Origin of the sequence: Nitrospira sp. BLG_1 (assembly GCF_047338595.1) — a bacterium.
Lineage (GTDB): Bacteria > Nitrospirota > Nitrospiria > Nitrospirales > Nitrospiraceae > Nitrospira_D.
On the sequence record NZ_JBLFBO010000018.1, the window covers coordinates 28,351 to 50,523 of the forward strand.

A 22,173-nucleotide genomic window follows, 5' to 3' on the forward strand; every position below is an offset into this window, starting at 1 on the left:
CTCTAAATCGGCGGTCCGATCTTGCGGACCAGGCGCGTGCCGATATGTACATCACCGTCTGCCAACAATTGCAGGACACCCCTGCTGTGGATGACCACCCGCCCGTTAGTCATAGTAACCACGTTGCCGTTAGCGTCTTGGATGATGAGGGCACCTTGATTGCCGCCCGTTGGGGTCGAATCGACGAAGCGGATAGTGTGGCCGTTTCTTGACCGGATCATGCGTTGACGTTCATCCTGAGATGGCGGGGGCTGCTGCGGGTTCCACAGAAACCCGATGACAAAGGGATGGTCTAGGTGTCCGTGGTCGAAGGCTAGGAGGACTTCGTCGTCGATTTCCGGCATGAAGAACATGCCGCGATCCCCACCCGCCATGGGTGCAGCGACTGAAACCCACCGCTTCTCCGGTCCCGATAGCCACGGGTAGTTGACCTGGATGCGCCCCTGTCTTTCCGGGTCCTGAACAGCAGTCACCTTTCCGATGACGATGCCGGCACTGCGTTCTCCACTGTTCATAGCCGCACTCCTGTGTCAGGGTCTTCACGGCGTGCTGAGAACTTGGTGATATAGCCACTCTGGTTGAAGGTGTGGGTGGTTTCGGTGACGAAATACACACCGGACAGCCGACCGCCGATGTTAGCGAGATGGATTTTAGAGCCAGCCCGAAGATTGGGCAGACCTATGGTGGTGCCCTGAACTTTCACCAGCTCCCTGGCGTTGCCCAGCAACATATCGCGGGCTAGTTGCCTGGCCTCATCCTCGGTGAATATGGGGCGGGTCACCACTCGTTCTTCTCGGGGGTCGCATTGGTTGACGATCTCGGACAGCCCCGGATTGAGGCCCCGTAACTCGGGGGCGTCTCGGTCGACCGAAACCTCGATGGGTTGCTGCCTTACGCGGTCCCAACCCTTCACTGTCACCTTCTTGACTTGGGTGGCGGTGGTCAGAGTGACTTTGAGATCGATCAACCCACTGCCCCAGGCCAGTTGATAGTCAATGGGCCCACTTTGGCTAGTGGAAGGCCCGAAGTAGAGGAACTCTTCGTCCCGCTCCGGCCGCCAGGGATTAGGAGGCCTGCGCACTTCAACCACATAGCTGCGGACGCGTGCGCGACGCCAGAGGAAATCGATATCGTACTCGTTCTTCTGGCCGACAAATACCAATTGAGGCTCTCGGCTGCGTGCGGCAGTATCAATCTCGATGGGCATAGGAATGCGGCGGGCATCCTGGCCCCTGTTGCGCCACTCCGGATCGGTGAGGCCCTCGAAGCTCTTGGCGATGTCGCTGTCTCGTACCGTGCTCATGCGCGAGTTTGGCCAGTGTCCGTCATACTTTTTGCGGCGCAAACGGTGCAGGATGTTGAGCGCGCGCACCGCCAGCGTATGTGGGCCACCGGAGGAAAAGGTGGGTTCCATAGTGGTGAAGGTGCCGGTCATTATCTCGGTCAGGTCTCCGGCATAACCGAGTTTCAGTGCCACCCGCTTCTGGCATGGCTCGAACAAGGTCTCCAGTTCTCTCAACGCTGTGTCGTTGCGGCTTTGTTCATCGCCTTCCGAACCCATGTACTTGAAGCGGTTGCGCTTGGAATCCCAGTTGCCGACCACCAGCTCGAAGCCGTCGATCTGGTCGATGTTGTCCTTGTAGGTGACCTCCGTCACGTCTCGTAGCACGGCGTTTTCAAGCTGGACACCGTCGATGGCGATCTCAAAGCGCGGCACCCAGAAGCCTTGGGCGCGACTGCGCGATTCGCTTGCGAGAGTGGCAAGTTCGGTCATCTTGCCCCCTGGATAATGGCGGGGACGGCCAATATCTGTCCGGTTGCGAGCCGTCTCGGATCCTCGATGTCGTTGGCCTCGGCGATCCGGCGCCACTCGCCGGGAAATTCGTAGTAAAGGGCAGCGATGGCGGATAGGGTTTCTCCTGCGGCCAACACGTGGCTATGGGTCCGGTCTGGCGAACTAAGGCCCAATTCACCAAGTTGCCGCTCAATGGGCTTGTACTCGCGGAGCACCAAGGTGACCGTAGCACGGAGTGGCACGCCTTCGGGGCTGAAGAGAGTGAACTTCTGGCGTACGCTTTCGACCACACCGGTGAAAGCGTTACGCCTCTGATTTCCCTCTTGCCGGCCTACCTTGTGTGCGCCCTCATTGACCCACGCGGCGTAGAGACTGTCGCCGGGAAACTTGGCGTTCCATGAAAAGGTCACGACCGGTGGTGCGTGGCGAGCCGGGATAATCTTGACCAGTTGGTAGAACTTGTCGGTCTCCTCTGTTACTGAGCGGGCATTGGCGCCCATGCCGTCGTCCGTGGTATCGCAGAACAGCTCTAGGGTTAGTTTCTCTGCATTACCGCGGATGAATTGCTGGATAGGCGCGTCCAAGCCCGGGATGTTGATCTCGGCGATCTGTGCCTGTTTCTCGAAGGACAATTCCTTGGGATTGAATTGAACATTGAAACTAATAGGCTTGCCTTTGCCGACATCCACACTAAACGTTCCCTTTGACGGAATACTCATTAGTGCTCTCTCCCTACTTCGGTACTGGATGTCCGCTCTCGCATCACGCGCTGGTCGTGGGCCATTTCCTCACGCACGGCGGCAAGCACGGTGTCCACGATTGCCCTTAGAGTTTCTGGCGCCAATGCCGAGCGCCCATCGATGGCGCGGACCCGGCTGATGACTTCGTCGATGATGACCTGCATGGCTAAAACAAACTCCCTATGGCTTGGACGGCACCCCTAACAGCTCCGGCCAGACCTGACGCACCGCCCATTAACGTGATTCCCTCGTGGGCGATGGTCAGCGTCTCAATAGCGACATTGTTTTGCTGGGCGTTGAGCTGTGGGGCCACGTACTTGATCGGTAGACCGCGACGAAACTTCCAGACTGTGTGGGGTTCGTGCTTCTCGTTCATGAGGATAATCACACCGTCCTTGCGCTTGGTGACGCCCTGAGTGAACCCGTAATACCAGTCGAACAAATCTGTTTTCTTGGTGATGCCTTTTTTGAGGGTGATTTCCCCCCACTTGGCCCGCTTGGGAAACTTCAGCACGGTCCCGTTGTTGCCCCCTTCTTCATAGTCTTCGGTCTCCAGGGTCATCTCCAATCCCGTGCATTCGCTGAAGCCGGCAAGCGGATTGACGAACAGAGGCGTCAGAGCGATCGAGGTTACCGCGGCGGCTCCCGATGATGTGGAATCCAGCAGGTTGATGCGGAAATTGTATGCGAGAGTCGGGTCGTTACGTGTAGCCAGGCTCATGGTTGTATTTCCTTTGGATCGTAAAGTGTCACGAGTAAGGTGTTGTGTTCCCGACCAACTCGTAGCACGATGAATTCGCACGGTGCGGCTGGGGCGATACCGACTAGGGCGATGAGTTGGCCCAGATCCCGTGCCTCGGGCGGCGTGGTTACGTCATCGCAGCGTACGAAGTAGCTTTGTTCTGGTGTGGCACCGCGAAAGGCCCCACGTTCGTAAAAGACCTGCAACAGCGAGGTCAGACTGGCTGTGACTGCTGTTCGGGTGGTTGCGCCGTTCGGTTCAAATACGATGTCACGCAGGATGATTTCGATGCCTTTCTTCAGCGTCAAAACCAGTCGTACGATGTTGATGAAACGCCAGTCAGGGTCGTGGCTTAAGGTTCTGGAGCCAGCCAGAACTTGCGGACGCCCGAATTCGCTGCGCACCACGTTGAGGCCAGCGAGATTCAACTCGCCATGGTCTGTGTCATCGAAAACACGACCTAAGTCGGTGAGGCCGAACAGCGGCAGATTTCCCGGTGCCCAGTGTACTCCGGAAGCAAGGTCGGTCCTGGCGATGGCGCCTGTCACGTGTCCACAGGCTGGAATTCGGCGCGTCGGTGCCGTCCTGCGCGGCTCAATCACTTCCAGCCAAGGAACGTAGAGAGCACCGTAGCGAGTTTCGAACTGTCCTCGCCACAGCATGAGTTCTTCTCGGGCGCCAGCGGAGTCGGTTGCTAGTCCGTATGGAACTGATAGCACGGCAAAGCGGTCGCCCTGGGTTTCGCAGTGGGCAAGGAGAGTAGCTTGAAGCCGTGCGATAGTAGCGTTATCGAAAATCGGAGGCAGCTCATCCGCCGGCACAGGCTGATGAAAGATTTGTGCCGGTGCTGGTGGAAGGCAAGGCAGACAAGGGTTCCTCGGTGGGCGCGGTTGCGGTTGGTAAACAGGTTCAGGATCGGGACGGATATGGATGTCCGGCATAGCTACCAGAGCGATCTCTTCGCTCCCGACCAGAGATTGAAGGCCGCGCGTCTTCCGCTGCCTTACGAAGTCGCTGTCTCCAGGCGCCACTGGTTCGCCGACAAAATCGTATTCGCTCAGCAAGGCGAGGCCATCGATGCCGCCAGTTAACGCGATTGCCAAACCGGGGGTAAATGCTAGCGGTTGAGGAATCGCCGACTCGTCTTCGACGAGCGATTGGATCACTATCGGTTCAGGCGATCTGGGAAAATCGGCAGGACGCTCCCACTCTCCTGAGCGCAGCCAATACGGCCGATAGTCAGGTGTTGCTAGCACTCGAGCGATAAAGCGCTCATGACTTGCTACGAGGTGGAGGTTGCGGTAGACCGCACGCACCCCACCGTCTTCTCGCACGGTGAGCCCATAAGCCACGCCTGTGATGCGCAACGGTTGAGTCGAATCAATATCCGCTAAGGCTCGGTCGCTGGGTAGTCCACCGCCTGGTTCAGGGTGAATCCAGTACAAGCGGCGACGCTCGCAATCCACGGCGGAGATGACCCGGTGAGCGGGTAGCTTACCTAGCTGCTCGATGCGAACCAGGGTGCCACGCTCGAAACCAGCAGTAGAACCGACCGTGGCATACCGGGACGTGGTCTCGACGGGACGGCTGATCGCGGTGGTACCGGATTCGAACATCCATTCGAGGGTCAAGGCGTTACCCCAGGTGCCTGAGGAACTGGCTATTATCTTGAGTGCGGGCTGAGCAGCAAGATTGGCTATGGTTGCTGCAGCAGGTTGAGCACCACCGATGGCATCGCGACTCACTACCCGAACCACCCAGCAGCGGCGTCCGCCATTCTCGAAAAAGCCACGTACGGCATAAGCAAGATAGCCAGCGCCCGTGAATTCGCCGAAGTGGGCCTGAAACTGACGGAACGACTCCACTGGCACCGGCAGATCCACGGGACCACGCTGAGCAATGCCGACGAACGCTGCGATGTCGGTACGCAACACAACCGACTCCGGTGCGGTGGCGTCGGCACGCTCGATGTAAATAGAGGGACGGGTGTAATACATGGTTGTGGTGACGATGGTCTAACTCCCAGCGCCTTCTAGCTCCAAAGTGAGCCCTTCGTGGACCAACTCCATGCTCTCGATGGCCACCTCGTTGCCGATGGCCTTGAGCCCGGGGCCCTCAATCTTGTTGACCCAGGCGTTTTCGAAATTCCAGCGCATCACGTCCGCGTGGGCTTCGTTCATCAGGATAACGCTGCCGTTTCGTCGGATATTTTCGCCATTGGCGATCTGCTGATACCACTGCCACAGGCTGTTATCCTGGACATAGCCGCGCTTGAACATGAGGTTGGCGTATTTTCTAAGGCCGGTGAGCTTACGCACATTGTTGATCGCGTCAGTTCCTTCCCGGTAGTCCACAGCGTCGCCTTCGGCGGTGAGGCCGCTGACTTCACTGAAAGCCGCCACTGTCAAGCCGTCGATCTCGACACGAAAGTTAAAACTACGGAACGGGTCCGTACGGATATCAGTGGGCATGGGTCAAACCTCCCTCTCTAGATTTCTGCGTCGGCTGTCCACAGGCCAATGCGTATAATCACGAATTCTGCAGGCTTGACCGGTGCAACGCCGATCATACAGATCAGTCGTCCGTTGTCGATGTCGTCACGGGTCATCGTGGTCCTGTCGCATTTCACGAAGAATCCTTCGGCAGGCGTTGTGCCTTCCAAAGCGCCGTTACGCCAGACCGTAGTCAGAAAGTTGGTTACTGCACGACGGACCCGTGCCCACAGTTCTTCGGCGTTGGGTTCGAAGACAACCCACTGCAAGCCTCGGTCGATGGAGTCTTCCAAGAAGATCAGTAATCGCCTTACGTTCACGTATTTGTAGTCGGTATCACTGGTGATGCAACGCGCACCCCAGACACGCACTGCACGGTTGCTGGGGCGAAAATCTCTGATCACGTTGATGTTCTGTGGGTAGGGATTAAGGATGTCTTGCTCACCTTTTGTGAAATATCGTGTCAGGCCGGTGAGGCCTCGTACCACCTCGTTGGCTGGTGCTTTGTGCACGCCGCGCTCGTTGTCTACGCGAGCGTAGATTCCTAAGATATGGCCGGAGGGCGGGATGGGGAATTGGCGCAAGGTTGCCAGGCTGGACGGGAACGGGTCGGGAATCATCAGCCATGGATGGTAGAGCGCTGCGTATTTGGTGTCGTACTGCTGCCGGTGGATCTGCACGTCGGTCAGCGTGTCGTTCTCCGGCGCTGGCCCGTCGAGTACGGCGAAGCGGTAGCGCATCTCCTCGCAATGGTCGACGACAGCCTGCTGCAGAGCCGCGCCGGTTTGGCCAGGGATGGCCACGAGCGACACGTTCTGCAAGTTCTTGAGCGTATAGAGCCCGGTGCGCAGGGTAGGCTCACTATTGTCAGCGCCGACATACATAGGGTCGTTCATGAGGGCGACCGCATCGTCCCCCGCGGTGAAGGGTAGCTCTCCAAGCGGATGTCGCGCGATACGCGTCAACCCGGACGGCATGACGTCGACCAGCGCTTCTGGCCCAAGTCGTATGGCCTCGCGATCGGCCAGTGCGCCCAGGTCATTAACCCGTACGTAAGCTGACGCCCCTTCGGAACGGAGATCCCAACGACGCAATGGGATGCCGAGATCGTCGGTTGCGTTGCCGAGTGTCCAGGTGGCTCCGACAATGCGCATCACATAGCGGCTGTGACGTGGGTCCATGGACAGATGGCGGAACAATTCCTGGTCGAGGAGCGTGTCGTTGCGGGTTGGCACGGCTGGATCGGGTCGTTGGCGCAGCATGACGACCAGGCTGAATTCGCGTGAACGTACGCGCAGGTTTTGGCCCGACATCTGGGCATTGTTGTGGGCCGTCATGTGTGCGGCCTGCAGGCCAGGCGGGTCGAACAGCGCCAATCGGTTCGAGCGATCCACCCGACGCACTTTAAGAAACGGAAGGTTCAACACCTCGCCATCAGCATCGACAACTTCCAATATGGTGCCTGGCTCAACGCCAGTAAGTGATGAGAGTTGAAGGGACGAGAACATCCCCGGTCCCGGCGGTGGATTGGCGCCGAACACCTGAGTATTGGACACCAGGCCCTGTGTCTCCTCTCGGCAACCCACCATCAATCTGTTACCCCAGGCGCCGGCATCAAAGGCGCGTACTTCCAGAAGACGCTGGCGCTCCAGCACGGGCTGGCCGGCGTCATGGCCAAACGTGAGTGCCGCATTCAACTCGATTTCACGGGGAGCCGCAGCAACGGCATTGCCAGCGATGCGGTGAAACACCGTCGTGCCGTCAGGGAGAGTGAACTCCATCACATCGTTGGTGGCGTAAGATGTGCCGTCATTGATAAGCAGTGCCTCGGCCCCCGCTTGAGCACCGAGCACGAGGTAGACCGGCTGGCGGGTGGTTGCACCCGTGATGATTTGACGTCGCACAACGGTCACGAATGCTGCATGGGCCTGACGCAACGGTTGTTCTAAAAGAACCGCGCCAGCGTCCGGTGGTGCACCCCGCTCGCCTGTCACGTCGCGCACGATCGCGATTTCGTCGGTACCGATACGAATCACGTCGCCGGCAGAGAGACCTAAGCGATCGTCGAGGGCGATGGACAAGGTTCCGATCGTGACATCGGCGGTGAGCGTCTTCGCGGGCACTTCCACCGTAGCCGTCGCGGGAGCAGCACTCAGGGCGTTCCGTAAGGTGATGGTGTTCGCAGCAGAGTCTATGGCGTCGATGATGCCCTCTTCTCCGGTTCCGACGTCGAAGGTCAGCGTCATTCCAATAGCAAGACTGGCGACACTGTTTAGCGTCAACGTAGGTCCGGCGGTCAGTACTCCCTGTATCGTTCTGTCATCGTCAGCCGCGGAAACCAGGTGGCCAACGGTGCCGGCCGGATAGGCGGAATAGCTGCGCAGAAGGAGTGGTAGGGTGCTGAGCTCGCCGATGCGATGAGCTTCCTGGTTGTCGGTACCCGGCTCGAAAAGCATGACGTTGTTGACGGTGGTGAATGCCGCAGGTAGTGGCTGGGTAGCGAGGTAAACGAGCAGATCGCCACTATTGGCTGGAAGGTCGAGAGTGTCGCCTGTACCGCCCGTGGAATCCAGAATCGTGACTACCGTGGTTGGCGCATCGTGTGCGTAACGCAAGGGTTGGGCTAACGTGAGGCGTACTTGGCCTGCGGCTGGTGACGTGGCCTGCCGAGCGTACACGTATTCGGCGGCAGGTGCCGTACCTACCTCTACCACCAACCAATTGGCGGCGGCAGTGCCGGCTGGCAGGGTGGCGACGAGGGTCGCGTCGTCGCCACTGTCGACAAGGATCTCAGTGGCACCAGGTGCCGTGTTGTCTACCAGTTGGAAAGTCGAGTCCGTGAACGGAGCGCCAGCTGCTGCCACAACCAACGCGCGAACCGCAGTGCCACTCCCGTGGGCGTTGTTCAGAGGAAGGTCCAACGCCACATGCCGCGCATTGACTCCTAATGAGGCAACCTGTCGACATTCGGCACGGCTGCCATCGCCGATCCGTATCCAATCGCCGGGGGGGCCAGCAGAAAAATTGTTTGGATCGAGCACGTAGAGTAAGGGCCGATTGACCGGAGTGCCAGTGCTCTGCTGCGCCGAGCGTAGTAGTACGGTATTACCGGGGGACGTCACGGCTGGATCGGCGAAGAAGAGATCGCGGTTGGCATTGGTGGCGATATCCGGCAGCACACGGGTCACGTACGCGCGCTTCCCTCCGTTGATGAAGAAGCCTTCCACCGCATGGGGCAGGTAGCAGTGCGCATGACCTGACCCATCGGTGAATTCATCTATGGGTAGACGTCCGCCAAACATGCGCTGGTATTCGCCGTAGCTGGTCACGAGCTGCGGGACATTGACAGGACCCCGTTCGGTCACTCCGACCAGGCCGGTCGTGCTGGTACTCACCCCTTCGATAGGCTTGTTCCCTGTCTGGATTTCCTCGACGTAGACACCAGGTGCTAGATATTCAGGCATAATGTTCTCCTAACAAGTGTGGAAGACTTCGTTCATGGGAACATCACCGTGAGATGGCTCTCTGCCAATCGGTAATCAGGTGTGAACCGTTCGTCGGGTGGGGAGGTTAGTCCCAGTCGCTGTGCATGCAGCGCAACCATCGCCACGCGAGCGATGGGTGGTAGCCGAAAATATCCGTCTGCATCGCTCACACCGCTATATAGCTCAGCCTGGTGGTACTCGGGCGTACCGCCACCATCATCCAGCTCTACCGTTATCCCACTGGTGAGTCCCGCCATACCGTTTAGAAAAACTGTCTCATCACCCGAAATGGCGGCTCGGGTCAGGCTGTTCGCGGCACCCGGCGGCGTTAGATTGGCTGGTTGAGCTATAACCCCATCCCGATGGGTATAAACGAGCGGGTGGATCAGTGTGACCCAAGCAGGTTGATCGGCCGCCGAAGCAGTGTCGACTCCGGCAATGGGTATGCGCTCCACGCGCACTGGATCGCTGCTTTCAATGATCAGCAGCACGCCTGTAACCAGACCGATTCGATTGGATAGACGAAGCCGTGTCTCGCCGACGCTTGCGGGCAAGAGCAAGTTTTTTTCCTGACCGACCACGGGAACCGCATCGCGCCGCTGCAATTGAGTGATGCCAACGGCACGAGAGGCATAAAGCGGAGGCGAAAGGGCGAGTAAATTGGGCAGTTCCATGACAGTGCTCGGATTGATGTTGGCGGGTGGGAAAGTCGGCCAATAACCGGCGATATCCACGGTAGCCCCTGCGACCACAATGGATGTCAGGCTCGCCCGTCGTAACGTGCGGCCTCGAACCGTGGTCGACGCGCGATGCAGCCCTACATCGCCTAGGTCCAGTGCAGAAAACTGGTCAGGAAAACCTACGATAGGCCCAAGTGTTCCGCCCAATTCGACAGGAACATAGCGTGGAGCGCTGGCCCGCATGGTGACAGTGACTGGAGACACGTCCAGCTGGGGGAAAAGGCGACCAGGTAAGCCAACCAGCCCCACTACGCCTCCTCGTGCCACACGTGGTGTCAGCCCGGTTCTGTCGGTGGTCAAATCGACTTCCGAATCCATTGGCTGCCCCGTCAGCTCATCGACGAGCCGAGCGCGCAAGATGGCACGCAAACGATTCGCAGGCGCAGGCACTGGATCTGGGCAAAATCGATATGTCCAGCGCTCCGCCTTGACAGTCCGGCAACTCATACAGCTCTCCGCGTCATGGCTGTTCCACCACTGCCGCCACCCCCATCTCGTCGATTACCGAATCCACGGCTGGCTGGTCGCGAGAAGCGCGACCAGAGGTAATTGGTACGACGCTTACTTCGTAGGACACGCACAATTGGTATGAGAGTTCGAGGGCATCCCAGACGCGGGTAATCTCCTCCAGGGTCAAGGGCTCCAGACGTACGAAAATTTCCAGCGGCTGCCCAGCCAGGTCGGCCAGCAAGCTCGAGCCACGCAAACTTCCCAGATCGTTAAACACCTGAAGCACCTTTCCCAAGATGTGCTGTTCGAGTTCGGGTGCCTGAGGACGCGTATCATGACTGACTATAGGTGCTACCAGGTAGTGTAGCCGTAGTGGAAGCGGTGGTTGCTCAAACTGGTTTGTGGCAACTCTGCGTGGGGGTTGATTCAGCGTCTGCTCGTCTCGCTGTAGTCTGTACAGCCACAAGGACACGCCTTCGCTGTTCATTTCGACGAGTTCCTGCGGCGTGAGTAAGCTTACCGTCATAACACCACCTTGGCCCGGGTCGAAAAAGGTATCGAGATCGGGGTCTGTCACAAGCGCCTGTCTGAGCAACTCTCGCAACGAGACACTACATGACTGAATAGCACTCTTCATGATTGGCTTTGGCTTTTCTGGTCGAGGCCATAATAGAACGTTGCTCCGGAAGCCAAAATCCGCTTACCGATTTCGCCATGACTGACAAGTTCTTGGAGCGCCATTTCAACCATTTCGACGTCGACCTTATTCCGTAGGCCAGTCAGCCACCATCGCCAAATTCCCTCTGCGGTATCCCCTGCGGAGCGGTTTTCACGCAAATAGACACGTATTGCTTCTGCTACGGCTGTAGCAAGCTCCATAGGAGGGATACACTCCCCATTCAAGAGCCACACAAAATAACTTCCCGTAGTATCAAGAAACATGTCAGGGACTAGAAGATCGTAACCAATGGAATAATTAGAGAAAGTAGCGCGAGATACTTGGGGATATGGGACCATTCAGTCCAGGTTGCTGCTTGCGAATCAAGCTATGGCTTTGGAAACGAAGCATTGCTCGCGTTTCTGAGAAGTCCCACAATATTGATAAAAGTCCCACCGCATGAATTAACAGTCAGACATCGCTGCTTGGTGGAGTGTTGCTGGATTCGTAAAATGGCGGCGGAATCAAAGCGGGAAATCTCTCTTGAGGGTGGTGGCTCCGAGCTTGCAGATTCTGTAGATCAATGCTCTCTCCGATTCTCCTAATATGCGAATCTTCCCAACCGATTCCACAGTCTGCGCAACGACCCCTTTCCACCAAAATTCCAAAGACGATGTAGTACCCTACGAAAACTTGTATTTGAGTGCCACACCCGGAAAGGCGGGGATGAAAAATGCGTGCGGCTGCTGGCAGCACCCATCGGGTCGAGTCGTGGCATGGCCCTCAAGCGAGCCAGCCACTGTGTGTCTAACACGCGCTATCATCTGGTGTGGACGCCCAAGTATTGGAAATGGGTCCTGCAAGGGGCCATTCGGGATCGGGTGAAGGTCTTATTTCTGGAGATTGCGGGGCATCACGGGTTTGAGAGATTGGGGAATGGGAGGTGGACAAGGATCACGTGCATCTGTTCGTGAGTGTTCCGCCGAAGTACTCGATTGGGCAGGTCGTAGGGATGTTCAAGGCGGTGAGTGCGAAGGAGATTCGGGCTGAGTTTCCCGAGGTGCGGCAGCAGCTACGGGGTGGGAGTTTTGGGAGGAGGACTATGTTGTGCGCACGGTGGGGGATAGGGTGACCGCAGACGTGATCAAGAAGTACATTCGGTTACATGAGGCACGGAAGACGGGGGCCGATCAATTAGACCTCTTCTAGAAAACTCAGCCCGGCAGGGCGGGGTTCTTTACTCAGAGTCATCTGCTACCACGCTGCTACCAGGATAGGACAAACCACCCCCATCTAGGCCCATCTTGCCTACCTCCTGAGCTGTGGTTTCTTGTGGGTTTAGGTTGTCTGAGGTTGGATCAGGCACAGTTCGTAAACCGCAGGTCGCCCGTTCAATCCGGGTCGCCGGCTCCATAGCGTGCCAAGCTATCTCCACAATAGACGGGATCTATAGACGCGGCTGTCTATCTCTATCGCGTCATTGAACGGGTGAACTGGATTTGCAGGGGAGTACACCCCCTGCATGGGGATCGTACAGGGGGCTGGCCCTCTCTGCAGAAATCGGTGAGGCAGGTTTCAAAACCGAGCCAATGAGTGGGTATCCATTCTGCCTGATTGACCATCCACTCTATTCAGAATAGACGACCAGTAGAAGACCAAAGAGAACTACGGATCCCCCCCAGGCGACATCCCACCACTTCCTCACCTGAGGTGATACGCCGGGTAGCCAGGACGCTAGTCCTTTCGACAAGCCTGCAAAGACACCGACGCTACCCAACATCGCATGATGAAGGTCGATTCTAGCGGCACTGGGATGATTCGCGTGTGAGTGGATGAAGAGTAGGAGGCTGCCGGCCAAGGTTAAGAACACTAATGGTGCCGCCCAGGCTGGATGTCTAACACGCCCCGTTCGTCGTAGTGCCTCGCATACGGCCATGACAATGGCAATGATTCCACTGAACTTGTGCTCAATAATTTCCCGATCTTGGCCAGAAAATGTTTCGGCAAAGCTGAGGGTGCCGATCGGCCACGCATCATGGTCGCTCCAGATTATATTATAGACTCCAACTACACTGAGGATGGCTGGCAGTGCAAGGCGAGTCCATACGGACATGGGATGTTCTAGTGTGACGCTTAACTCAGCAAATCCAAATAGCATGTCGCTGACACCAGCGAAGTGATGGTTAAACTCCGAGAAGGCAATGCCTTCCGGTGATCCTTCCCAGCGTCCGCCCGGGTGACTGTGAGGATCAGTACTAGCACCAGGTTCAGAGGAGACATCCTGCTGACCTGCTGGAGTCTGCGCTTGTAGGTCGGAAACGCTCGTAAGTGGGAGAATGAAGATCAGAAGGCCAAATAATAGGTAGGACCAGCGATTCATATTCAATGAGGACTCCTAACGAGAGCCATTCGGCTTCTGATCCTGCGAACCATAACACACATTACGTAGTACGGCCACAGTAAATATGGGAGAAGTTGATCGAGGGAAAGCTATGGGGACGAATACCGATGCTGCCTTCTCGAGGGGCATGTGGCTGCCTGAGTGATTCAAAAAACACTCTGACTTACTACCGGGGTAGTTCTGGTTGAGGCAGGTCGTCGAAGCGTCCTCCATGATCGAAGGGAACGCAATCCATTTCCTTTCTGTCGTGATGGTGTAAAGCGAAGCACATTCTCAACCCCATGGTGGGATAGGGATGTGGTGAGTCTATAGCGGTATCGTATGCTCGTGAGGACCATGAAGTTCACACGTACATGGGCCTATTCTCATTGAGAGTCACCCAGCCACGAATAATGCGATATACGAACCAGAGTCCGACCAGACTGATCGGTAGCCACATGAAGAGGAGGCCGATCCCAAAGGTCACGATGATGAAGATCACGCAAAGGGACATCCACAACAGTCCAAACCAGAACGTTCGAATTTGCCAACGAAAGTGGGACTCCAACCAAGTGCCGCGCACGTCGCTCCGCTTGATGTAGTTAAGCATGACCGCGATGATCGAAGGCCAGCCGGTGAGAAATGCGCCGACCACTGTGGCTGTGCCGATGATGCCGGTCAGCAGGTTGAATGCGTGTAGGGCATATACAACCTTGGTCCAGGTGAGCAGTGAATCCACGAGTTCGTTCCATCCTCACGTTCTGTGGTGAGTCTTCTATATATCCGACGCGATGTGCAGCATACTCACCATATTGGACCTCACGCAAGATCACGTATTCCACACGCCTGATGCCGCTCCTCTGGGGGGGGCATAACAGAGAACCGTGAATATGGAGTTGGGAGGTTGGGAAACTCAGAGTGAAGCCAGTCGCGGAGACTAATGCTGAATCAAGAGCAGAAAAAGGGGCGCCTCAGTTGAGGCGCCCCGTCAGTGAATCACCTCGAACGTGCGTCGCGTTAGTAGCGGCTACGCTTTGGCCCACTACTAAAACGACCAGCTCCCCCAGACCGAGGTTCCATCGGTTTGGCCTCATTGACGGTTAAGGATCGCCCATCCATTTGTGATCCGTTCAAGGCCGTAATAGCCGCCTGAGCCTCTTCGGTGGTCGACATTTCAACAAAACCGAATCCACGAGATTGGCCGGTGAACTTATCGGCGACGATACGGGCCGACTCCACGGTTCCGTGCTCAGCAAAGAGGGTGGTCAGTTGCGATTCGGTCGCTGCGTACGGCAATCCGCCGACGTATAATTTTGTACTCATAAACATATCTCCTTCCAGGTGTGATGATATGGCCGAGACTCGAGAAATAGTTTGCGAGGGGAAGGAGAGGGCCGAAGACGCAACCAGGGAGGCGGCTTAGGTCAGGCTTCCGATCAGGTTTCTCGGTAACAACAACATCGGTGATGGGCCATTATGATCTTGTTTCATGCGAGGCCCTTCGCGATGAGACTGCGGCATCCTAGCAGGTGGGGGAGGAAATAGCTATTTGGCGCCTCGCATGAGCGGCATCCGTTCTGTGCTTTCAAGATGAATCACTGGTTGCTCGATGATCGAGGCCCATGCCAGATCAGGTACGGTGGTTTTTTCATCGCCTCACCTGCGTTGGGGTAGAGACGCAGGGTGTAGCTGTAGGCCTGTTCTTGGGCAGTCAGGCATGTGGATGAAGAGAGGAGGTGACTCGCGATATTGCGGAAGTCCGTGCGATCATCGGTTTCGACGACAGTATAGACTGAGCAGGAGAAGTCGCCCTCCTTCGAGCATTCCGTGCTGATCGCGAGGTAGGATCCATCTGAAAACGTCATGAGTGGTTCAAGGTTCAGACGGCTCATTTCGACTCCTATTGTCGTCAGGGGTTTGGGTGTATGGCCCAGTTTTTGGGGAGAGTCGCGATCGGTAAACCACGCGCACCATAGCCATTAAATTCTACGGAATAACCAATGCGCAAGGATGTACTAGTGACCTCAGAAGCCATAATATTGCGAGAAGGTGAATGGTCGGATATCGTGTCTGGGCATTAATCAAGAACGGCCTGGGGAACTATCTCAACGATCGTACGTGGAGTGAACCTGCCCGATGTCAATTCCATCGCTGGAGAGATGGGGCTAGGGGGACAATTACCTTATCAATCTCGAACGGTACTCTTATGAATACGAAAAATATTGCTCTGTCTATGGTCCACCTACGCTGAAGTAAACCATAGGCACCTGCTATAGAGATGGCACACTCGCCTAATAGAGTGGCGGTTGAGGACCCCAGTGTAACCCAGCGAGATCCGGGTCTTCGCCTTCTTGAGCTGGACGGTCAGGCTTGTTCGCCTTCCGCTCTACGCGGCGCGCTTCTTTGTCGCGCTGCTTCTGTTGACGTGACTTTTCTCGGTCTCTCTTCGCGGCTGTAGTTTTTCCTGGTCCTCCGATGATGGCCTCCTTTCGGGTGCAAGGTGCTGACGTTCTGGTTACGACGAAGCGGGATTCCGTTTACGGCCAGACACAGATCGCTTGGCGCCTGGCCCTGAGCGCCCATCCTGCTGTTGAGAGCGGGACACTGTATCGGGACTCAACCCTTGACTAGCGGCTGATGTAATTTGACGACGAAGGTCTTCAATCGAAGTTGCCGATGACGATCCTGCCGGATCTTGGAGTCCCAGCTTCTCCCACCGCACCTTGGTCCGAAGTACGACTCGCCTCCGTTTATTGGGGGATTTCGTTCCCCATGATGTTTTCATGCTAGCTCCATGTGACACGTTTATGTGCAGACCAGCGGCTCGATGTCGGAGTTACCGTCACCGAGACTTTACACGGGACGCAGGTGCCTTTTCGGTCGCAGCCACAAACCGATCTTCCGGAAGAACGGCTCGGAGCCGGTCCGTGAGAGATCGCCGATACAGTTCAGATTCACGACCGATCAGAACTAATTGGTTGGTGTCGATCAGAACATTCAGATATTGCTCTGGAACCAGCAATCGAGTCCCCCCCTCCACCTTGACGCGATACTGTGTTTTCCCGTCGGGATTTCGCTCCGATCCGGAGACGATCTCTGTGAGTCCGTCGATAATTCCTTCGTACGCTTCCGATCGATGACGCACTCGCGTGCCGTTCGGAATGCGGACCCAATGCTCTGCGGATGCTGGTCGGTTATTACTCGCGGTTGTCATAAGAGATCCTCTCCGAGTCTAAGTACCCAGTGCGGCTTGTGGGCCTGACACCAAACACTGTGCTCTTGGGAATTGTTCATGTTGCTACAATTCTGTCCGGCGCAGGCTGTGGTATTCTCGCACGCACCGCAATGGCTCACAAAGAAATCTTGCCCAGGGAATTCACTGCTGACGATCGCGCAAACACAGTGTCGGGAGGGATTGGCGCGAGGAGCAAAATTCGTATTTGTTAGTCTAGCATACCAAGGCTACAATTGCGAATGTGACGTAACTTCAGTGGTTAAGGTGAGTCGACGGGGCTGGACTGAAGTGACTGGTCAATACCGTTTTCATTCGCGAATAAGTGTGAGACAAGGAAACGCTGTGGAGCGTGGACAGAAAGAAATGAGCCTTCACCTGGAGAAAGAATTCTTGTAGGGAACAACTGCTCGACACCGTTGATCAATAATGCAAGGAGTAGAACTTGCCAGAGCCACCCTCAGACAATGCCCCTGCCAAACTCCTGCCGACAAAACCTAACGGATGTCCTCCTTCGCAAGTTTGATCTTTGCACTCAGTTCATAAAACCGGCGCTCATCAGCGCAAAAACGACGATCCCGCCTAAAAACGCTGCATATAGAACCGCCCATCCTGGCTCAGGCTTTGGCTCGTCGAGAATGTGTACATCACGCATGGTGGGTGACCTCCTTGCATGATAGGCACATTAGATTGAGGTGTTTGGCTCGTCCTCCCTGTTCGCTCAGATTGTAAGGGAATCGAGAGTTCCTTCTCCATCGCCCCGAGGATGGAATTATGGCGTACACCGATTGGGTGAAAGATGATGCGGCGGGGGGGTGATATTACTGGCATTAAGAAATGCGATGATGGCTTCAACACGTCCGGCGACCGATAACTTCTGATAGATGTGATGCAGATGTGTTTTTACGGTATCAACGGAGACGCACAAGTGATCGGCAATCTCTTTGTTGCTTCGGCCGGCTGCGGCAGAACACAGTATTTGGTGTTCGCGGTCGCTCAGAGGAGACAGTCGCATGACATTGCCCTCATGGGCGGGGCGTAATGAGCCAGGAGCATTGTGAACGAGCCGGTCCGGCATGATCGGTGACAGAACATGTTCGCTTCGAGCGGTAGCCCGGATAATATGGAGGAAATCTGTTTGATCGGTGTCCTTCAGGATATAGCCGAACGCTCCGGCCTGCATGGCGGCAACAATTCTGGTGTCTTCATCGTACCGGGCCAACAGCAAGACTTTTGTGTCAGGCAAATGTTGATGGATGAGTTTAGTGACCGACTCAACGTCGAGATCCAACATGTCGACGTCCAGAAGGACGATATCGGGTTTGTGTTCATGAGCCAACCGGTAGGCTTCTCGACCATCCGTCGCCTCGGTCACGTCAGCGATATCTTGCTCCCGCTCTAGGAGCAGCCGCAAGCTTTGCCTGAACAGTCGTTGGGCTTCGACAAGAAGCAGGCGAATAGGCTTGGATCGAACTCCCCGATCGGTTCGCTGCGTCGCACTTTTCATAGTCGGGACCTGACCGGCGCCTGACGGCTTGTCTCATGATGATGCTGTCAGACGCCGGTGTGACCGCATAGACTCTTGTTAGGCAGCCATACGAAATGCCCAGCGGTCTATGTCTTGTTTCCGCTGGGCGATCGCCTTTGCCTCTCTGCTCTGTACCGCCAAAGAGAGACCTCCCCAAAAGACGGTAGCCAACAGGAGGCCGGCGGCCATCAAGTAGCTCATCGGGATCTCCGGCCAGGATGCCGGTTCCGTAGAGGCGATGACGATCTTTTTAGAGATGCTCGGGGCAAGTGATGGTGTCATCAGGTCTGCTGGGATTTCACTCCGTGCCGCAGCCACGATCAAACTCGCCAGTTGCTCCTGATGTGCCGTTCGCCGTTTTTCAGCCTTCATTTGTGCGTGGACAACCTGCACCAGCGAGGACCCGAGTCGCTCCTGAATCGCGCCTGCCTGGAGCCAGTCGTGTTGGGCCGCTTCGACGATGCGGTGTCCGAGCAAGGCTTGCCACGTAGAGGCGAATTCGTTGTGCAGGCGCTGTCCTTCGGATTCGATCGTACTGATCATCCTCATGTTGTACATTGTGGCATACTGATCAGCCGACAAGAGACCGTTCCGAACGCCGCGCTTCGTGAAGTTAACGATCGCCAGCCCCATGACACCCTGCAGACGGGCGAGATGATCCGCTGGGACAGTCATCCCTTGTTTGAGGACATTGCCCAGCCATCCGCTCGAACCAGATTCCCAGTCATGATGTGTCATGGTGATCCTATTCCATTCAGACACCGAGTGAGCCAGGACCTGATTGGACTGGCGCTCAATGAGCGCTTGATCAACGATTGCCCGCCCGATGGCTGACTGAAGCGCACCTGCGCCGTTCTCCATATAAGCAGATTGTTCTGCAGCAAGGATGTGCGGTGGGACGGCTTGATAAGTTCCATTCACAGCAAGAAACAAGAGCAGCGCTCCGAAAAGAATGGCGCACATCCCGACCCCGACGATGATATCGATGGTGTTGTAACGGTATGACATGTCTACCTCCTTGCCACATCGCGCCACCGTTGGAACGGCGTTGTTAGAGTCACAAGCCCGATGACAGGACGCAGCGGTAACTCAGTGAGGAGAGTGAGATGATATGACAGAAAACGCGGACCGTACCGACCATTTCCAGTCGATAGGGGTATTATTCTCGATACGAACATGGCCACCACCTCCTGCTCGATGAGGCGGTATCACTAAGTTAGCCTACGCCTTGTGGGCGCAGAGGGTCAAGCGTGGATCCTGCTCCATTGTCTTCGTTTTTCAGGCCGCTGCTTCAAATTGAGAAAATGTTGGTCAGAGGGCCCGAGACGGGTAGCATGGGAATTATGAAAACACACCATCTCCTCCTGTACGCCCTGCTAGCTTTGCCTACGCAAACCGTCGTCGGAGCAGAGTTCGTCGCACGGGTGCTGACCGTGCATGAAGGGGACCGTCTGACGATTCACTATCAAGAGAGAAACCAGACGGTTGCTCTTCGCGATGTGGATTGCCCTGAGCTGAAACAACCTTACGGGAAGCAAGCGAAACATGCAGCGGCGGCGTACCTTGCCAATCGCGATGTCATGGTGAGGGAGCTGAAAAAGGATCAGCGGGGCCGTATGACAGCCGACATTTTACTCACGGATGGACGAAACATCGCCCACGAATTGGTCAAAGAGGGACTTGCCTGGGTCCAGCCTGGTGAAGTCCATGATCCAGCTCTCAAAGATATGGAAGAGCTGGCCAGAGCCTCCAAGCACGGCCTGTGGTCTGAACCTGATCCCATCCCACCGTGGAAGTGGAAACCTGCGAAACCAGCTCGTCGCAATTAGTGAGAGAAAGAACCGAAGCGACTCTTCAGGTGAGTGACCTGTCGGGATGCATTCACTCCCCATCTTCTGTGGATAACTATGTGGGTAAGTTCTGTTTGTCAGGCAAGACGCAACGAGTAGCGCGCAAATCTATCAAAGTGCCTATTTTGCGGGCATCCGCTCTTGCGTCTATGTACCACAAGGAATAGTGGTCTAAGTAGACATTCCTGATTTTCTTGCATATTCCTAGAAAAATCATTCGCTGTTATCCACTCAGTCAGGCTGATAGCCATGCTATTCCCAGTCTGCTGACTGGCTATCCACAGGTTGTAAAGTTTTCTGGGGATGAGTCTCTCTGCAGCAGGAGCGAGGATTCTTTTCTGTCAAGGGATGAGTCACAGAAAGATGGCTCTATTTTGACCGGAAAAGCAGTCTGTGCATCGGGCCTCTTGTCCATGTCCTACTTGGCGAAATCTGAGAGTGTTGTATGCCGTTCGATATGGCGTAGGGGAGTCGTTGGAGTTCCATCGGTAGCTCACGGTGTCATCGTGAATCTCTCAATCCGACCGATATGTCTCAGTGCGCGGGATCGAGCTGGTTATTGGGGTCGATTCTTTGAGTGGAGTGGCGTAATCTATCGGGCATATGGCTATTCCTGAGTTCATCAAGTCCCTTCGTGCAAAAATCGGAACGGACTTGTTGCAAGTGCCGACGGCGACAGTCATGGCCTATGATGACCGAGGGCGGTTGTTACTTGTCAAGGATATGGCGTCAGGTTTGTGGGGGCCACCAAGCGGTATCGTCGACCCCTACGAGCTGCCATCAGATACGGCGGTGCGAGAGGTTTGGGAGGAAGCCGGGGTGTACGTCGAGCTCACACATATTCTTGGCGTCTTTGCCGGAACGCCGTTCTCTGGTGTGTATCCGAACGGTGACCAGCTGTCAGTGGTGGCGACTGTTTTTTCAGCAAAGCCGATTAGAGGCATCCCTCGAGCCGACTATGAGGAAACCTCTGACGCAAGGTTCTTTCATCCGAACGAGCTTGAGAAGCTATCCTGTTATCCCCATTTCCATGTAATCCGCCAGGCGGTTGGCCAGTCCCAACCCTACTTCAAACCGGCTACCTGGTGTCCTGAAACTCCATAAGTGGTCTTGTGATTTTTCTTGAGCATTGTGCAGCTATTGCCGTACAGAGAAGTTCTGGCGCGGCACATTCGTGTTCAGTGGCAAAAAGGATGAAGCGAGTGGCCGTCAGGAAGTAAAAGTAGCAGAAGCCTTGTCTGGCCTATTGCTCGTCTTTGGAGGATTCTTCGCTCTGTTTGAGCCAGAGTTCAAGCAGCCTGGTCTCGCGTTCAGATTGGGAAATGTGTTCCAGCGCAAAGGCACCGTTCAGGCGATCTTCATAGAATGCCCGTTGTTTGGCGTAGGTTTTCTTAAAGGCTTCGGTTTTCAGAGTCTTCCAATTCGCATCGGAAATGCCAGCCTGGGACCGCAAGAGGTTGATCTCGATGGCCTGGAAGGCAAAGACTTTCGCGAGCACCTTGATGACCGTGGCATTCGTCAGGAATCTGGGATTCTTTTCAGACATAACTCAACGCTGCAGTTCTGGTGGGGCACACAAGCCTGGACCGATGCTGTCTCTGCATCCTGCGGGCGATCCTGACTCACTCTGTGCCCTCGACAGGTCGAGACCTATCGAGGGCACGAAGAGATTTTAAACAGTCTGCTCCAATCGGAACAGTGAAGTGGAACCGTTCAGTTCCGCACGCCGCTCCACACTTTTGCCGGATCGATTGCCTTGTCGGGATTGAGGGTCTTTGCCCGTTCCAGCAGGACATCGGTCCCCTCCGGATATAGCGGATCAGAAATACAACAGTTGTCAACCGGACAGACCGCTGCACATTGTGGTTCGTCAAAATGGCCGACACATTCAGTGCATCGATCATGAGCGATCACATAAATATTGTCGCCCACGCCTTGACCGTCACCCACATGCAGGCCCTTTTCTTCTGCGCCGCTGCGCGTTTCGAAGATGGCCTCGTTCGGACATTCCGGTAAACAGGCGCCGCAGTTGATACATTCGTCGGTAATCAGCAATGCCATGATCCTGGTCTCCTTCTGCT

The 22,173-nt window shown here is 55.9% G+C and carries 25 protein-coding genes; 4 read left to right on the forward strand and 21 right to left on the reverse strand.

Going from position 1 to position 22,173, the window contains the following annotated elements; translation table 11 throughout:
* Window positions 1-2: 2 nt before the first annotated feature.
* The 11 genes from ACMTNU_RS13540 to ACMTNU_RS13590 are packed head-to-tail and all read right to left on the reverse strand — an operon-like array spanning window position 3 to window position 11,323.
* Complete coding sequence (locus ACMTNU_RS13540) at window positions 3-515, reverse strand: phage baseplate assembly protein V (RefSeq protein ID WP_413935789.1); 513 nt, start codon at window positions 513-515, stop codon at window positions 3-5.
* On the reverse strand, window positions 512-1,774 hold the full coding sequence (locus tag ACMTNU_RS13545; RefSeq protein WP_413935790.1) for a phage late control D family protein: 1,263 nt from the start codon (window positions 1,772-1,774) through the stop codon (window positions 512-514). Before ACMTNU_RS13545 ends, ACMTNU_RS13540 begins: the two co-directional genes overlap by 4 nt.
* Complete coding sequence (locus tag ACMTNU_RS13550) at window positions 1,771-2,514, reverse strand: LysM peptidoglycan-binding domain-containing protein (protein WP_413935791.1); 744 nt, start codon at window positions 2,512-2,514, stop codon at window positions 1,771-1,773. Before ACMTNU_RS13550 ends, ACMTNU_RS13545 begins: the two co-directional genes overlap by 4 nt.
* Window positions 2,514-2,699: a hypothetical protein gene (locus ACMTNU_RS13555; protein WP_413935792.1), complete on the reverse strand. Its 186-nt coding sequence runs from the start codon at window positions 2,697-2,699 to the stop codon at window positions 2,514-2,516. Before ACMTNU_RS13555 ends, ACMTNU_RS13550 begins: the two co-directional genes overlap by 1 nt.
* A 2-nt stretch (window positions 2,700-2,701) precedes the next feature.
* Entirely contained in the window at window positions 2,702-3,256 is a 555-nt protein-coding gene (locus ACMTNU_RS13560) for a phage tail protein (RefSeq protein ID WP_413935793.1), read from the reverse strand.
* A complete protein-coding gene (locus ACMTNU_RS13565) occupies window positions 3,253-5,274 on the reverse strand; it encodes a phage tail sheath family protein (protein WP_413935794.1) in 2,022 nt (673 codons plus the stop codon). The genes ACMTNU_RS13560 and ACMTNU_RS13565 overlap by 4 nt, the downstream gene beginning before the upstream one ends.
* An 18-nt stretch (window positions 5,275-5,292) precedes the next feature.
* Entirely contained in the window at window positions 5,293-5,748 is a 456-nt protein-coding gene (locus ACMTNU_RS13570) for a phage tail protein (RefSeq protein ID WP_413935795.1), read from the reverse strand.
* 17 nt (window positions 5,749-5,765) lie between these two features.
* Complete coding sequence (locus ACMTNU_RS13575) at window positions 5,766-9,233, reverse strand: phage tail sheath family protein (protein ID WP_413935796.1); 3,468 nt, start codon at window positions 9,231-9,233, stop codon at window positions 5,766-5,768.
* 32 nt (window positions 9,234-9,265) lie between these two features.
* Window positions 9,266-10,441, reverse strand: a complete 1,176-nt coding sequence (locus ACMTNU_RS13580) for a hypothetical protein (protein WP_413935797.1) — start codon at window positions 10,439-10,441, stop codon at window positions 9,266-9,268.
* Between the two features lie 13 nt (window positions 10,442-10,454).
* Complete coding sequence (locus ACMTNU_RS13585) at window positions 10,455-11,081, reverse strand: DUF4255 domain-containing protein (protein WP_413935798.1); 627 nt, start codon at window positions 11,079-11,081, stop codon at window positions 10,455-10,457.
* Window positions 11,078-11,323 (reverse strand): hypothetical protein, encoded by a 246-nt coding sequence (locus ACMTNU_RS13590; RefSeq protein ID WP_413935799.1) that lies wholly within the window; start codon window positions 11,321-11,323, stop codon window positions 11,078-11,080. The genes ACMTNU_RS13585 and ACMTNU_RS13590 overlap by 4 nt, the downstream gene beginning before the upstream one ends.
* A gap of 555 nt (window positions 11,324-11,878) precedes the next feature.
* Between ACMTNU_RS13590 and ACMTNU_RS13595 the strand changes: the two genes are divergently transcribed.
* Complete coding sequence (locus ACMTNU_RS13595) at window positions 11,879-12,076, forward strand: transposase (protein WP_413935811.1); 198 nt, start codon at window positions 11,879-11,881, stop codon at window positions 12,074-12,076.
* Window positions 12,031-12,234 carry an IS200/IS605 family transposase gene (tnpA, locus tag ACMTNU_RS13600; RefSeq protein ID WP_413935812.1) on the forward strand — a complete coding sequence of 68 codons (204 nt, stop codon included), beginning with the start codon at window positions 12,031-12,033 and terminating at the stop codon, window positions 12,232-12,234. Before ACMTNU_RS13595 ends, tnpA begins: the two co-directional genes overlap by 46 nt.
* A gap of 495 nt (window positions 12,235-12,729) precedes the next feature.
* Here tnpA and ACMTNU_RS13605 read toward each other — a convergent pair whose 3' ends face one another.
* The 8 genes from ACMTNU_RS13605 to ACMTNU_RS13640 form a co-directional block, all read right to left on the reverse strand.
* Window positions 12,730-13,482 (reverse strand): hypothetical protein, encoded by a 753-nt coding sequence (locus tag ACMTNU_RS13605; RefSeq protein ID WP_413935800.1) that lies wholly within the window; start codon window positions 13,480-13,482, stop codon window positions 12,730-12,732.
* 364 nt (window positions 13,483-13,846) lie between these two features.
* The gene (locus tag ACMTNU_RS13610) at window positions 13,847-14,221 is read right to left on the reverse strand and encodes a DUF4870 family protein (RefSeq protein ID WP_413935801.1); all 375 of its coding nucleotides are present in this window, start codon (window positions 14,219-14,221) and stop codon (window positions 13,847-13,849) included.
* 278 nt (window positions 14,222-14,499) lie between these two features.
* Window positions 14,500-14,805 carry an RNA recognition motif domain-containing protein gene (locus ACMTNU_RS13615; RefSeq protein ID WP_413935802.1) on the reverse strand — a complete coding sequence of 102 codons (306 nt, stop codon included), beginning with the start codon at window positions 14,803-14,805 and terminating at the stop codon, window positions 14,500-14,502.
* Window positions 14,806-15,077: 272 nt separating this feature from the next.
* Entirely contained in the window at window positions 15,078-15,374 is a 297-nt protein-coding gene (locus ACMTNU_RS13620) for a hypothetical protein (protein WP_413935803.1), read from the reverse strand.
* A 623-nt stretch (window positions 15,375-15,997) separates the two neighbouring features.
* On the reverse strand, window positions 15,998-16,267 hold the full coding sequence (locus ACMTNU_RS13625; protein ID WP_413935804.1) for a hypothetical protein: 270 nt from the start codon (window positions 16,265-16,267) through the stop codon (window positions 15,998-16,000).
* 57 nt (window positions 16,268-16,324) lie between these two features.
* Window positions 16,325-16,696, reverse strand: coding sequence for a hypothetical protein (locus ACMTNU_RS13630; RefSeq protein WP_413935805.1), 372 nt, complete (start codon window positions 16,694-16,696; stop codon window positions 16,325-16,327).
* A 790-nt stretch (window positions 16,697-17,486) separates the two neighbouring features.
* On the reverse strand, window positions 17,487-18,221 hold the full coding sequence (locus ACMTNU_RS13635; protein WP_413935806.1) for a response regulator: 735 nt from the start codon (window positions 18,219-18,221) through the stop codon (window positions 17,487-17,489).
* Between the two features lie 78 nt (window positions 18,222-18,299).
* Window positions 18,300-19,250 carry a hypothetical protein gene (locus ACMTNU_RS13640; RefSeq protein ID WP_413935807.1) on the reverse strand — a complete coding sequence of 317 codons (951 nt, stop codon included), beginning with the start codon at window positions 19,248-19,250 and terminating at the stop codon, window positions 18,300-18,302.
* 335 nt (window positions 19,251-19,585) lie between these two features.
* Here ACMTNU_RS13640 and ACMTNU_RS13645 point away from each other — a divergent pair, with 335 nt between their 5' ends.
* Window positions 19,586-20,071 (forward strand): thermonuclease family protein, encoded by a 486-nt coding sequence (locus ACMTNU_RS13645; RefSeq protein WP_413935808.1) that lies wholly within the window; start codon window positions 19,586-19,588, stop codon window positions 20,069-20,071.
* 624 nt (window positions 20,072-20,695) lie between these two features.
* Window positions 20,696-21,196: an NUDIX domain-containing protein gene (locus ACMTNU_RS13650; protein ID WP_413935809.1), complete on the forward strand. Its 501-nt coding sequence runs from the start codon at window positions 20,696-20,698 to the stop codon at window positions 21,194-21,196.
* 139 nt (window positions 21,197-21,335) lie between these two features.
* Here ACMTNU_RS13650 and ACMTNU_RS13655 read toward each other — a convergent pair whose 3' ends face one another.
* Window positions 21,336-21,638, reverse strand: coding sequence for a hypothetical protein (locus ACMTNU_RS13655; RefSeq protein WP_413935810.1), 303 nt, complete (start codon window positions 21,636-21,638; stop codon window positions 21,336-21,338).
* A 167-nt stretch (window positions 21,639-21,805) separates the two neighbouring features.
* A complete protein-coding gene (locus ACMTNU_RS13660) occupies window positions 21,806-22,153 on the reverse strand; it encodes a 4Fe-4S dicluster domain-containing protein (RefSeq protein WP_086425239.1) in 348 nt (115 codons plus the stop codon).
* Window positions 22,154-22,173: the final 20 nt, after the last annotated feature.